This is a genomic window from Mycobacterium sp. P2_H7 (assembly GCF_056403275.1).
The window spans coordinates 129530-142102 of sequence record NZ_JBFUFU010000008.1; the positions used below are offsets into that span (position 1 = coordinate 129530).

Genomic DNA, 12573 nt, shown 5'->3' on the forward strand with positions numbered 1-12573 from the left:
TTCACTGCGCGGCGGGCCGGGTGGCCGGCGAGGACGCCAGATAGGCCACCGCCTGCGCGGTGTCGCCGACGTCACCGGGGTGATACCACGGTGAGTAATACTGCATGGCGCGGATCACCAGGTGCCGAATGGGCGGTGTCACGCCGTGGCGGGCAGAGCGGAACAGCTTGCGCCACACGACCTTCCGCTGCCGTCGGGACAGCGCCACGTTGGGGTCGACGCGCATCAGGTACCGGATGCCCTGCCAGATCAGGTACAGCAGGATCGGTGCGACCACCACCTGGGCCCGGGCCCGCCGGAAATAGCTGCCGTCGAAGTAGTGCAGCACGTCGTGGGAGACCATCCGGTGCTCGACTTCTTCGGCACCGTGCCAGCGCAGCAGGTCCAGCACGACGTGGTTGACCGTGGTCTCGTTGAGGCGCTCGGCGTTGAGCACCCAGTCGCCGAGGAACGCGAAGATGTGTTCCAGTGCGGCGATGACGGCGAGCCGTTCGACGAGATAGTTGTGCGCCTCTTCGCCGGTGGTCTGGCGGGGCCCGAGCAGATGACCGAACACCCAGTTGGCCCGCTCGACCATCGGTGTCGGATCGATCCCGTGCCGGGTGAGGTAGTCATTGAGGCCCACATGGGCGCTGGCGTGCATGGACTCCTGGCCCATGAAGCCGATGACGTCCTCGCGCAGCCTCTCGTCCTGGATGTGCGGCAGGGCCTCCTTGAGGACGGTGATGAACCATTCCTCACCGGCGGGCAGCAGCAGGCTCAAGCCGTTGTACAGGTGGGTGGCGACGGGATATCCGTACACGTAGTGCGCAGGTACGGCGCTCAGATCGAACTGCACCGGACGGGCGTGCAAGGCGATGGCAGCGCCGTCCGGGGTGTCGGTGTCCAACAGCTCCATCGGCATGACGGTACCTGCGGTACCGGATAAAGTCGATCCCTGGCCGCTACCGCGCCACAGCCGGTTCCACTGCGTCCGTGACGGAGCTGTCCAGCGGCGGCGGTGCATGCCGGTACTCCCAGCGGCGCAGCGCGTTGCGGCACGGCGACTCGATCAGCGCATAACTGACCGCCGCGATCGCGAACCCGAAGACCACGGTGAGCACCAGCACCGTCGGCATGTGCCCGCTGAACGGGAACTGCCCGATGATGGGGAACACCATCGCCAGCGCCGCGAGGTGCCAGACGAACAGCCCGTAGGACCAGCGGCCCAGCGTCACCATCGCTGCACTGCCCAGCAGCCGGTGCGAGGTGTCGGGCCGGTCCAGCACCAGCGGCGCCAGCAGCGCCCCGGCCACCACCGCGCCCATCGTCACCTTCACCACGAACTGGCCCACGGTGCCCGGGGTCAGCCCTTCCGGGCCGGCCAGCGGCGACGCCGCCACCACGAACGCCACCGCCGCGACCGCCGCCATCAGCAGCCGGTTGCGGGCCAACCGGTGCGGCAACCCGACCGGTCCGACGGTGAGTTCGGCGAGCAACATGCCCGCCGCGAACCAGGAGAAGAAAGCCGGCGGCCAGTTCAGCGGGTTGACCCCGGCCGGCGGGTGCAGCGGCAGGAGGCCCCAGGCCAAACTTGCGACGGCCATCCCGACGATCGCCGGGATCCGGGCCCGCACCGGCAGTCTGCGCGCCAACAACGCGAGCAGCGGCAGCGCCAGGTAGAAACTGACCTCCACCGAGAGGCTCCACATCTGGGTGAGGCCGGCGGTCAGCGTCAGCGGCACATAGATCTGGGTGAGCGTCAGGTTGGCCAGCCAGACCGTGAAGCTCGCCTGGGCGTCGGGCAGCAGTGTGAGCACGACGATGACGGCCACCAGGTAACCGGGCATGATGCGCACCAGTCGGGACCGCAGGTAATGCCCGGTCGGAGGGCGTCGCCGTAGCCCCCGCGCGGCCGCGGCGTGACCGCGCCACAGCAGGAAACCCGAGAGCGCGAAGAAGACGGCGACCGCGAGATCGAAGCGGCCGAGCAACCGCCCGGACACCCCGCCGGTGTGTCCGGTCTGGAACGCCACGTGGGTGACGACCACACCGATGGCCGCGCAGGCCCGCATCCCCTCGACGGCGGGCAGGAAGTTTCGCGTCCCGCCGGTCTCGGAAGAGCTCATGGCGACCAGTGTGCCGCGCTAGAGGGAGTTGTCATAAACATCGGCCTTACGGTGTGCTGTTAGGGTCAGCTTCGACCGAAGGGAGCACGGGTTGAACCGCGCAGTGGCCCTGCGAATCGCAGCGTGCGGACTGATGGGGCTCGGCGCTGCCTTGCTCATCGCCGCGTTGCTGTTGTCCACGTACACCAAGGGCAAGATCGCCAAGATCCCGCTGGATCTTGAAGCCGACCTGATCAGCGAAGGCACCGGGACCGTACTGGACCCGGCATCGCTGTCCAAGCCGGATCGCTTCGTCATCAACAAGAACGTCCCGGTGGCGCAGCAGCAGCAGCTCAGCGTGGAGGCACCGGCCAACGCCGACGTCGTCACCCTGCAGGCCGGCACTTCGCTGCGCCGCACCGACAAGCAGCAGGACAACGGCCTGCTGCTGGCGATGGTCGACACGGTGACGCTGAGCCGGACCACCGCTGAGGCGGTGTCCACCGACACCAACCCCGGCGGTGCCGTGCAGAAGCCGCGCACCATCGAAGAGGACAACCCGCCGACCAACATCGCGCTGCCGCACGAGGGTCTGGCCTACCGGTTCCCGTTCAACACTGAGAAGAAGACCTATCCGTTCTTCGATGCGATCGCGCAGAAGGCCTTCGACGCCAACTACGACGGCGAAGAGGACATCAACGGACTGACGGCCTACCGGTTCACCCAGAACGTCGGCTACGACGCCGACGGGAAGCTCGCCGAGCCGATCAAGTACGCGTCGCTGTACGACAACGACATCGACAGCACCGTGACCGCGCTCGCGCAGCAGTGGGGCGTGGAGTCCGAGGATCCGTACCTGCCCGTCACCATGACCCGCTACTACGCGGCGCAGCGGACCTTCTGGGTCGATCCGGTGAGCGGCACGATCGTCAAGTCCAAGGACCACGCGTATCACTACTACGCACGCGAGGCCCTCAAGCCGGAGGTCACGTTCGCCGACTTCACGGTCACCTCGACCGAGGAGTCCGTCGAGGCGCAGGTGTCCGCCGCACGCGACGAGGCCGACAATCTCGCATTGTGGAGCCGGATCCTGCCGATCACGTTCGCGGGCCTGGGCCTGGTGACGCTGGTGGGCGGCGTGCTGCTGGGATCCTTCGGACTGCGCGCCGAATCCGCGCTCATCGATCCCGGCTTGGACGGCTCGGATCGGGGGTTCTTCAGTCGTCGTGACGACGAGTCCGGCCCGATGCCGGCGGCGGAAGCGCAGACCGAGAAGATACCGACCCGGCGTCCGACCGATCTGCCGCCGGACCGACCGGTCTGATTCGCCCTTCCAGAACTTGGATAGCGCCGGCGTACGCGCTGGCGCTATCTCTTTTGGTGACCGGCCCCCTGCTGGGGCCCGGCTACCTGTTGCTGCGCGATGCGGTGTCCACGCCGCGGTCGTATCTGTCTGACGCCGCCCTGGGCCTGACCGAAGCGGCGCCGCGGGCGCTGCCTCAGGACTTCCTCCTGGCTGCGGTGTCGCCCGTCGTCGACGGCGGCGTCGTGGTCAAGGTATTACTGGTGGCCGGTCTGTGGCTGGCCGGCTGGGGCGCGGCGCGTCTGGTCGCGGTGGTGCTGCCCGACACCGGGATGGCGGGCCAGTGCGTGGCGGTGACCCTGGCGATCTGGAATCCCTATGTCGCCGAACGGTTGTTGCAGGGGCACTGGAGCCTGCTGGTCGGTTACGGGTGTCTGCCGTGGGTGGCCGCGGCCGTGTTCCGGGCCAACTGGCCGGCGCTGGTGTTCTGGATCGCGGTCGCGGGCCTGACACCGACAGGACTGCTGCTTGCGGCCATCGTGGCGCTGGTGTGCGTGCGGGGTTGGCGCCCCGCCGGATTGGTGATCGCCGCGTCGGCCGCCGCCGCATTGCCCTGGCTGACGGCGTCGGCGCTGGCCGAGTCGCTATCGGGCACCGCGAGCGGGGGCGTACCGGCGTTCGCGGCCCGGGCCGAGCCGGGCCTCGGGACGTTGGGCAGCCTGGCCGGGCTCGCGGGCATCTGGAACGGGCAAGCGGTACCCGGTTCGCGGACAAGCCTTTTCGCTCTCTTTGCGACGGTCGTGTTGGTCGCGGTGGTGGCCGTCGGGCTGCCCGCGGTGTTGCGGGTGCGCGAGGCGCGGCCCCTCCTGGTGCTGGCACTGGTGGCCGTGCTGCTGCCCGCATTGCTGGCGACCGGGCCCGGACTGGCGTTGCTGGAGACGGTGGTCCGCACGGTGCCCGGACTGGGCGTGCTGCGCGACGGCCAGAAATGGGTGGCGCTGGCGCTGCCCGGTTACGTCCTGGCTGCCGCGGGTGTGGCGCGTCACGGCCGCGCGGTGGCCGTCGTCTGCGGCGCCGCGCTGATCGCGGTGCTGCCCGATCTGGCGTGGGGGGTGGGCGGGCAGATGCGCGCGGTCCATTACCCGCCGGGGTGGACGGCGGTGGCGGCGATGATCAACGCTGATCCCCGCCCGGTCGCGGTGTTGCCCGGCGACAGCATGCGGCAGTTCGCCTGGGCCGGACCGGCGCCGGTGCTCGATCCGTTGCCCCGGTGGGTTTCCGCCGACGTCTGGTCCAGCGGCGACCTGCTGATCGGCGGCAAGACGGTGCCCGGGGAAGGCACCCGGGGCCGCGAGGTGACGGCACTGCTCCTCGACGGCGCCTCGCGGGATCGGCTGGCCGACGCCGGTGTGGGGTGGGTGGTGGCCGAATCAGGCTCGCCCGCAATGGATCTTCCGGTCGCCTACCGGGACGATGAGCTGACGCTGTACCGGATCGGCGGGTCTGCGCCCGGAGCCACCGGGCGTGGCGTCCTGATCGCCGCACATCTGGTCTGGCTGGGGACGCTGGTGGGCGCCGGGGTGCTCGCGCTGTCGCGCCGGCGGCGGCCGGGATGCTTTGACCCGACGCGCGGCGTTCCTAGCCATTAAGGTTCAAACGCGATACACCGCACGACTACAGGAGCTCCACATGAACGCCGTTACTTCGCCCTGGCTGCGCCGCACCGCCGGCCTGCTCGTCTTCGCCTCGCTGGCGGCGGGATCCGTCGCCTGCTCCAACAGTGAGAAGGAAGCGCCGAGCACCAGCACCACGACGACCAGCACCACGACCGCACCGGCGACGAGCACGGCACCCACGGAGCCCACCGAGAAGAGCATCAGCCCGACCGGCGGCAACAAGTTCTCGCCGACGGTGAAAGCGCCTGGGCCGCAGACCGCCGCGCCCGGCAACCTGCCCGGTAACTCGCCGAAATAGCGGCTACACCACGCCGCTGACGTATCGGCCGGCGTGCACGGACTCCAGCACGACGCGCATGGCGTCGGCGCTCTGCTGCCAAGAGAATTCGGCGCTGCGCGCCTGCGCCTTCGCGCCGAGTTCGATCCGCAGGACCGGATCGGTCAGCAGGCGCGCCATGCCGTCGGCGAGTTCGGCGGGGCCGTCGACCAGCAGACCGGTGACGCCGTCGACGATCGAGTCGGTCAGCCCGCCCGAGGACCGGTAGCCGATGGTCGGGACGCCGTGTTGGGCGGCCTCGATGACGGCAAGCCCCCAGCCTTCCTTGCGCGATGGCATCAGGTGTACCCAACTTCGTTGGATCACTTGATGTTTGAGGTCATCACCGACGTGCCCGTGGAACGTCACCGCGTCGGCGATGCCGATCCGGGCGGCGTGGGCGACCAGCCGGTCCTCCCACCAGCCGCCGCCGACGATATCGAGATGAAGGTCAGGCAACTGGGGGCGCAGCGCCGCGACGGCGTCCAGCGCATCTTCGATCTGCTTGTGCGGCACCAACCGCGACAACACCGCCACCCGCGGCGTCACCGACCGGGGTTGCTCGAGCGTTCGCCCGGGCGCCGCATCAAGACCGTTGCGCACCACGGCGATCCGGTGCTTACCCACACCGAGTTCCATCAGATCGCGCGCCGAGGGCAGCGACACCGTCACGTACTGGTTGCGCCGGTGCAGCCGGGGCGAGAGCCGCGACTCCACGAACCAGCCGAACCTCCCGGTGCGACGGCCGGCCACCGGCCACTGCTCACGGTGACAGTGATGCACCAGCACCATCGAGCGCCGACCGAACGCGAGCCGGGCCAGGAATGGGATGCCGTTCTGGGTGTCGATGACGACGTCGGGCCGGGACCGGCGCAGCGGACCGAGGCCCAACCGGGCCAGCACCATGACCAGGCCGGCCCAGACGTACACCGAATAGGGGCCGCCGCCGCGGCTGACGGTGACGCCGTCGAGCACTTCGCGGCGCGGCGCGCCCGGATAGCGCGCGGTGCGCAGCGTGACGTCGACCCCGTCCGCCGCCAACCGGGTGCCGATGCGCTGCAGATACGCCTCGCTGCCGCCGCCCTGCGGGTGCCCCGTGTCACGCCAGCACAACAGCAGCACTGAGCGGACGGAACGGCGGACGGACATCGTGTCGAGAGTACCGGTGAGTAGTTTGAGCAGGTGCCGTCTGCCCTGAGCCTGCTGGCCCCACGCGCGACGTTGCGGCGGTCGGCCCGGTTACTGGGCGCCTTCCGCTTCGAGCAGAGCGATCCGGCCCGCTTCTACGGCGCGCTGGCCGACGACACGGCGGCCATGGTCGCCGACCTGTGGACCGGCGCCMCCTCCTCGGCGCCGGGCGGTGCGACGGTGCTCGACGTCGGCGGCGGCCCGGGGTACTTCTCGGCGGCCTTCGACGCTGCCGGGATGACCTATATCGGCGTGGAGCCGGACCCGAAAGAAATGCACGCGGGCCCCGCGGCGGCGCCCGGTGCGGGCATGTTCGTCCGTGCGTCCGGGTTGGCCCTGCCCTTCGCCGATGACAGCGTCGACATCTGCCTGTCGTCGAATGTGGCCGAGCACGTCGCGCACCCGTGGCGGCTGGGCAACGAGATGTTGCGGGTGACCCGGCCCGGTGGGCTGGTGGTGCTGTCGTACACGGTGTGGCTGGGCCCGTTCGGCGGGCACGAGATGGGGCTGACGCACTACCTGGGCGGTGCGCGCGCGGCCCAGCGCTACACCCGCAGACACGGGCACCGACCGAAGAACGACTACGGCTCGTCGTTGTTCGCGGTGTCCGTCGCCGACGGGCTGCGCTGGGCGCGGTCGACCGGTGCGATGGTCGCCGCATATCCCCGGTACCACCCGCGATGGGCCTGGTGGATGACGGCGATTCCGGGCTGGCGGGAATTCACCGTGAGCAATCTGGTGCTGGTGTTGCGACCGTCCGGCTAGCGCCAATTGCAACGTGTTCTCGTTTCGACCAGAACTGGGTAATGTGACGCTTATGACACAGAGCACGGCTTTGAAAACGACGTGGGACAAGCTGTTCATCGGCGGCGAGTGGGCCGATCCGTCGACCAGCGAGGTCATCGAGGTCTTCTCCCCCGCGACCGGCGAGAAGGTCGGGCAGGTTCCGCTGGCCGCCAAGGCCGACGTCGACGCCGCCTGCGCCGCCGCGCGCAAGGCCTTCGACGAGGGCCCGTGGCCGCGGATGTCGCCGAAAGAACGCGAGGCCGTGGTGGCCAAGGCGACCGCACTGATCGAGGCACGCGCCGACGAGTTCAAGGCGCTGCTCGCGCTGGAGACCGGCCAGCCGCCGACCATCGTCGACATGATGCAGTACGGCGCCGCGATGTCGACGCTGAACTTCTACGCCACGGCCGCCGACAAGTTCGCGTGGAAGGACATCCGCGACGGCCTGTACGGCCAGACCCTGGTGCTGCGGGAGCCGGTCGGGGTCGTCGGCGCCGTCGTGGCCTGGAACGTGCCGTTCTTCCTGGCCGCCAACAAGCTGGGCCCCGCCCTGCTGGCCGGCTGCACGATCGTGCTCAAGCCGGCCCGCGAGACCCCGCTGACCACCAACCTGATGGCGGACATGTTCGCCGAGGCCGGCCTGCCCGAGGGTGTGCTGTCCGTGGTTCCCGGTGGACCGGACACCGGCCGCGCGCTGACCGACAACCCGGCACTGGACAAGTTCACCTTCACGGGCTCCAGCGCGGTCGGCAAGGAGATCGGCAAGATCGCCGCCGAGAAGCTCAAGCCGTGCACGCTGGAACTGGGCGGTAAGTCCGCGGCGATCATCCTCGAGGATGCCGACCTGGATTCCACCCTGCCGATGCTGATCTTCTCCGGCCTGATGAACGCCGGGCAGGCCTGTGTCGGCCAGACCCGCATCCTGGCGCCGCGGTCGCGTTACGACGAGGTCGTCGAGAAGGTCGGTGCCGCCGCCGGCGCCATGCAGTGCGGTCTGCCCGACGATCCGGCTTCCATGATCGGTCCGCTGATCAGCGAGAAGCAGCGCGAGCGAGTCGAGGGCTACATCAAGAAGGGCGTCGAAGAGGGCGCTCGCATCGTCGCCGGCGGTGGCCGGCCCGAGGGCTTGGACGGCGGCTGGTTCGTGCAGCCGACGGTGTTCGCCGATGTCGACAACTCGATGACCATCGCCCAGGAGGAGATCTTCGGGCCGGTGCTCGTCATCATCCCGTTCGACGACGAGGCCGACGCCGTGCGTATCGCCAACGACTCGGTGTACGGATTGGCCGGTTCGGTGTACACCACCGACTACCCCAAGGCCATCGAGATCGCCTCGCAGATCCGCACCGGCACGTACGGCGTGAACATGTACGCATTCGATCCGGGCGCACCGTTCGGCGGGTACAAGAACTCCGGCATCGGCCGCGAATGTGGGCCCGAGGGCATCGGAGGCTACTGCGAGTCCAAGAGCGTGCTGCTGCCGTTCGGCTACACCCCTGAGTAAAACCCGATAGACGACGAAAAGGCCTGCGCCCGGACCAGATCCGGGGCAGGCCTTTTCCGTGCGGACAGCTGGCATTCAGGCTCGTCGGTTAACGTGACGCCCCCAACAACGAGGAGGCAACGTGGCAGTTTCGGTGGATCTGGCGAAGTCGCTGGACAAGGCGTACGAAGACAAGTCGGTCAAGGAGATCCTGGATGCGTCGCCCGCGGCGCTGGCCGGTGTGACCGACGCGGACGCCAAGCACCTCGAGGACGCCTTCGGCATCAAGACGGTGCGGCAGCTGGGCAGCAACAAGTTCTTCGCCGTCGCCGCAGCCCTGGCCGCGCTGGAGAGCGCGGGCTAACGCGGCGGTTCGGTCAGCTTCGGAAGTGGGGTGTCCGGTGCCGGTTTACCGGTGAACAGCTTGGCCGTGGCCGGCACCGGACCCACCACATAGGAGCGCATGACCGGGTTGTGCGCCTCGCCGGGCCAGCAGTCGGCCATGATCCGGTTGGCGGCGGTCGATCCAGCCGAGAACGTGAGATCGATGTCGACGGTGACGTGGTCGGTGTCCGCGCCCGTGACACGGGGGGCGATATCGCACGGCGGGGGGCCGGTCATTCCCGGCGGAATCTGCGAAGCGACCGACGGCGCATGGAAGTACACCGTGGCGACGGTGGTTCCGTCCGGGCCCGGCGCCGTCAGGTAGCCGATCATGTCGAGCTGCCCCCGGGTGGCGCCCGGCTGCGGCAGGAACGCCGGCACGCCGGGCAGGATGTTAGCAGTCGTGGACGTCGCGGAAGTTGTTGGTGCTGCGGTGTTCTCGTGCGCACACGACGTGACCAGCGTCGCGGCTGCGAGCACCGCGGTCGCGCCCGTGCGGAACAACATGAGGTGACTTTAGTCGACCACTATTGCGGCTGGTCCTCGATCAGCAACCCAGCCCCCACTCCTTCAAGCCATAGGCCCGGCGCAGCGCTCGAAGGTCATCGCACGCCTTTCGAGCGGAGTAGGGATCGTCGAACAACCGCACGACGCGGTCGAGGTTCTCGCGGGCCCACCGCACCTCTTTGACTGCCGGGAGAAATTCGATGTTCGCGTGATTCTCGACGTATTGCCGCAGCAACGAGATCCAGAAGGCTTCTGCCCCTTCCGACTTGTGGGACGGCCCGACCATCACGCTGAACTGACCGCGGTCGATCGCCAACGTCCACTCGAGCACCGGTCCGGTCACCGTCATCCCGGCGTTCGCCACGCTGCCCGTCCGAGAATCGGTAATCCGGTACCCGGGGTCGGAATAGAGGAAGTCGAAGTTCGCAAGGTAGAACTCCAACAGCTTCTTCATGGCCGCCTCTCACTCGTGTTGCCGATGATCAAGTCCACAACTTCGACGCAAACAGGAACAGACCCCAGTTGATCTTCCCTCTGTATTTGGTTCCCTCCCAGTTGAATTTGTGCATCTCGTGCTTAGGAGAACTGGATCTGACCAATAAGGAGCCGTAGCAGGTGGACCTCAAAGTCGAGGGGCTCACGGCTAGACAATGGGTTCATCGTCCTCCGGGAATGATCAAGAAGTTTCGTTGATGGTCTTTTGAAGCTCGTCGACGGATGCCGCCATCAGATGGCTGAAAATCGTAGCTTTCACAACGGATAAGATCGCTGAACCCGCCGCCGAGCTTATTTTTGCGAAACCTTCTCTGGCCTCGCTCACGGAGACCTCGGGCGAGTAACCGAGCGCGTAGAGATCAGCGCCGAGGCGTCCCGAAGCAAGGTCCTGACGCGCCGAAGATGCCCAAGTCCAAACCAAGTACTTTTCCAGAAGGTCGAAAGTCGAGAGCTGCGCAGTGTTGTTGTACCGCTTTCCGCGGTCGTTGACGCGATCGACAAGCCACCACTCTTTGTCTCGCCGGACGTGGTACGCCTCATCACTGGTAGCGAACGACGCTTCGCAATCGGGATAGTCGGTCGTTACAACTGGATGTTGCATCCCCGCTCGGGCAGTGGATTCCATCCAACTACTGGCTAGTCGCGAGAAATCGACCATCATCCACCCTTCGTTTTCAGATAGCCGGACTCAAGAAGCTCCGTCACGGAAGCGTCGATACCGTCGGGAGCAACGATCCGATACTGCACGCCTCCACCTGGCTGGTTGAACCAGGGCGCGACGTTGGATTGCTCGATCCGCCAACCCGGCGGGAGTTTACTAGCATCGGCCACAACGTATTCGAAGTAAGGCTTACCGGCACTTGCAGGCGGAAGGGCCCTCTCCGCGAAGGGCGTGCCCTCGGGCGAGAGCCATTCGCCGCCAGGGTAGCCAAATCTGTCCAACGCGGTGCCTGCCGGCAATTCCGCGTGAGGAACGATCGTCCCCTCGATGGCGTACGGCCTGCTCGGCAAACTGTCGTCAGGATAAATGAGATCGCCGTCGGCATGCGTGAACTGAGGGCCCGGGTCAACCGCGTGATATCCGTCGAACATCGGAGAGTGCGCAGGCAACGGCTGAGGCACGAGGTCTGGAGCCTGGTGGAGTGGCGCACCGAGCGAAGGCGTATGGCCTTGCGGAACAACCGAATCGGATACCTGCGGCGGATGGACCAGGTCGTTCGGCGCCCCCTCCGGAAGGTCGAGCCCTGCTCGCGCCAGGGCCCCTTCGCCGCCGAACATCAGTGTCGGCGCTGTCATGGCGCCTTCGGCGGACTTCTGCCCCAGGTAGTACGCAGCGTTCGGTGAATTGAGAGCAGCCTTGACCTCATTGACAGCTGGATTCAGGGGACCGAACGGACCGCTGAACTGCTCGGCTGTTCCCTTGAGTAGGTCACCCCAGGCCTCTCCTATGCCAGGCTCGCCCGGACCGCCTTGACCGACGAGGTTCCTGATCTGTTGCTCCGTACCGAACCACGTATCGGCGAACCCATCCCCGAATCCCGGCTCCGGACCCTTGACCTCCGGCGGCCGATACGAAGGTGGCAGAGGCTGGTTGGCTTTGGCCATCAGATCATTGACGCGTGCCTCTATCTGATCAGGCGGCACACCATCATTGACCATCACCTGTCGCAACGCTGCTTTGGCGCGTTCAGCTTCGGCGGGATCCATCGTCGGCCGAGGCTGCGGCGCGGGCAACGGACCCGAACCACCGACCAGCTGCCCCAACGCCTCATCCAACGAATTCGGCTGCGGCGGCGCCGGGCGCGCGGGTTGTGCGGCGACCGCCTGTGGCACCTTCGCCGCGGGCACCCCGGTTGCGGACGAAATTGCCTGCGCCAGCTCCGCATCCACAGCAGCACCCCGCGCCAACACCGCGGCGATTCGGCTCTGCAAGTCCGCGACCTTCGCCGCAACCTGCGCCGCCGCCACCTCCGTCAAATACGACGTATCCGGCGGGATCACCTGGTTGGTGGCGGTGTTCACCTGCACAGCCGGTGCCGCAGCAGCGTCGTTCAGGATCGCCTTGACATCCGCGGCCAGCGCCTCGGAATCCTTCTCCGCATGATCCATAGCGGTAGCGGCGTTGCCGATCCGATCGGCGGCATCCTCATGGTCGCCCGCGCTGGCGACCATCGCCTGCTGAGCAGTCGCGCCCGCGGCTCCTTCCCACGTCGACGCGCTCGCCAACGATCGATAAAACTCAGCCGACCGGTTATGCGTCGCCGCCGCATCATGGGTCGCCGACGCGAGGTTTCCGATCTCAGTCGGCCAGTCAAACAACTCCTGCAGAGTCAACCCCACGGGGTGAC

At 67.5% G+C, this 12573-nt stretch carries 13 protein-coding genes; 6 read left to right on the forward strand and 7 right to left on the reverse strand.

Features of this window, described 5'->3' with window-relative positions:
- Position 1: 1 nt before the first annotated feature.
- The gene (locus tag AC1DY7_RS12065) at positions 2-898 is read right to left on the reverse strand and encodes a metal-dependent hydrolase (RefSeq protein ID WP_477493920.1); all 897 of its coding nucleotides are present in this window, start codon (positions 896-898) and stop codon (positions 2-4) included.
- A gap of 46 nt (positions 899-944) precedes the next feature.
- Positions 945-2108, reverse strand: coding sequence for an acyltransferase family protein (locus AC1DY7_RS12070; RefSeq protein ID WP_477493921.1), 1164 nt, complete (start codon positions 2106-2108; stop codon positions 945-947).
- 91 nt (positions 2109-2199) lie between these two features.
- On the opposite strand from AC1DY7_RS12070, the gene pgfA reads away from it, so the two are divergent.
- From pgfA to AC1DY7_RS12085, 3 genes are read left to right on the forward strand one after another with little or no spacing between them, the layout of a single operon-like run.
- Positions 2200-3411, forward strand: coding sequence for a cell envelope lipid trafficking protein PgfA (pgfA, locus tag AC1DY7_RS12075; RefSeq protein ID WP_477493922.1), 1212 nt, complete (start codon positions 2200-2202; stop codon positions 3409-3411).
- Positions 3412-3431: 20 nt separating this feature from the next.
- Positions 3432-5039 carry an MmpA family trehalose lipid delivery protein gene (locus tag AC1DY7_RS12080; RefSeq protein ID WP_477493967.1) on the forward strand — a complete coding sequence of 536 codons (1608 nt, stop codon included), beginning with the start codon at positions 3432-3434 and terminating at the stop codon, positions 5037-5039.
- Between the two features lie 40 nt (positions 5040-5079).
- On the forward strand, positions 5080-5364 hold the full coding sequence (locus AC1DY7_RS12085) for a hypothetical protein (RefSeq protein ID WP_477493923.1): 285 nt from the start codon (positions 5080-5082) through the stop codon (positions 5362-5364).
- Positions 5365-5367: 3 nt separating this feature from the next.
- On the opposite strand, the gene AC1DY7_RS12090 is transcribed toward AC1DY7_RS12085, so the two are convergent.
- Entirely contained in the window at positions 5368-6531 is a 1164-nt protein-coding gene (locus tag AC1DY7_RS12090) for a glycosyltransferase family 4 protein (RefSeq protein WP_477493924.1), read from the reverse strand.
- A 33-nt stretch (positions 6532-6564) separates the two neighbouring features.
- On the opposite strand from AC1DY7_RS12090, the gene AC1DY7_RS12095 reads away from it, so the two are divergent.
- The 3 genes from AC1DY7_RS12095 to AC1DY7_RS12105 all read left to right on the forward strand — a co-directional run bounded on the left by AC1DY7_RS12095 (position 6565) and on the right by AC1DY7_RS12105 (position 9203).
- A complete protein-coding gene (locus AC1DY7_RS12095; RefSeq protein ID WP_477493925.1) occupies positions 6565-7335 on the forward strand; it encodes a class I SAM-dependent methyltransferase in 771 nt (256 codons plus the stop codon).
- A gap of 52 nt (positions 7336-7387) precedes the next feature.
- The gene (locus tag AC1DY7_RS12100) at positions 7388-8860 is read left to right on the forward strand and encodes an aldehyde dehydrogenase (RefSeq protein ID WP_477493926.1); all 1473 of its coding nucleotides are present in this window, start codon (positions 7388-7390) and stop codon (positions 8858-8860) included.
- Positions 8861-8981: 121 nt separating this feature from the next.
- A complete protein-coding gene (locus AC1DY7_RS12105) occupies positions 8982-9203 on the forward strand; it encodes a hypothetical protein (RefSeq protein ID WP_477493927.1) in 222 nt (73 codons plus the stop codon).
- On the opposite strand, the gene AC1DY7_RS12110 is transcribed toward AC1DY7_RS12105, so the two are convergent.
- The 4 genes from AC1DY7_RS12110 to AC1DY7_RS12125 form a co-directional block, all read right to left on the reverse strand.
- Positions 9200-9730, reverse strand: coding sequence for a hypothetical protein (locus AC1DY7_RS12110; protein ID WP_477493928.1), 531 nt, complete (start codon positions 9728-9730; stop codon positions 9200-9202). The genes AC1DY7_RS12105 and AC1DY7_RS12110 overlap by 4 nt on opposite strands.
- A 40-nt stretch (positions 9731-9770) precedes the next feature.
- Positions 9771-10184, reverse strand: coding sequence for a hypothetical protein (locus AC1DY7_RS12115; RefSeq protein WP_477493929.1), 414 nt, complete (start codon positions 10182-10184; stop codon positions 9771-9773).
- Between the two features lie 222 nt (positions 10185-10406).
- Positions 10407-10886, reverse strand: a complete 480-nt coding sequence (locus AC1DY7_RS12120; RefSeq protein WP_477493930.1) for a hypothetical protein — start codon at positions 10884-10886, stop codon at positions 10407-10409.
- Entirely contained in the window at positions 10883-12565 is a 1683-nt protein-coding gene (locus AC1DY7_RS12125; protein ID WP_477493931.1) for a TNT domain-containing protein, read from the reverse strand. Before AC1DY7_RS12125 ends, AC1DY7_RS12120 begins: the two co-directional genes overlap by 4 nt.
- Positions 12566-12573: the final 8 nt, after the last annotated feature.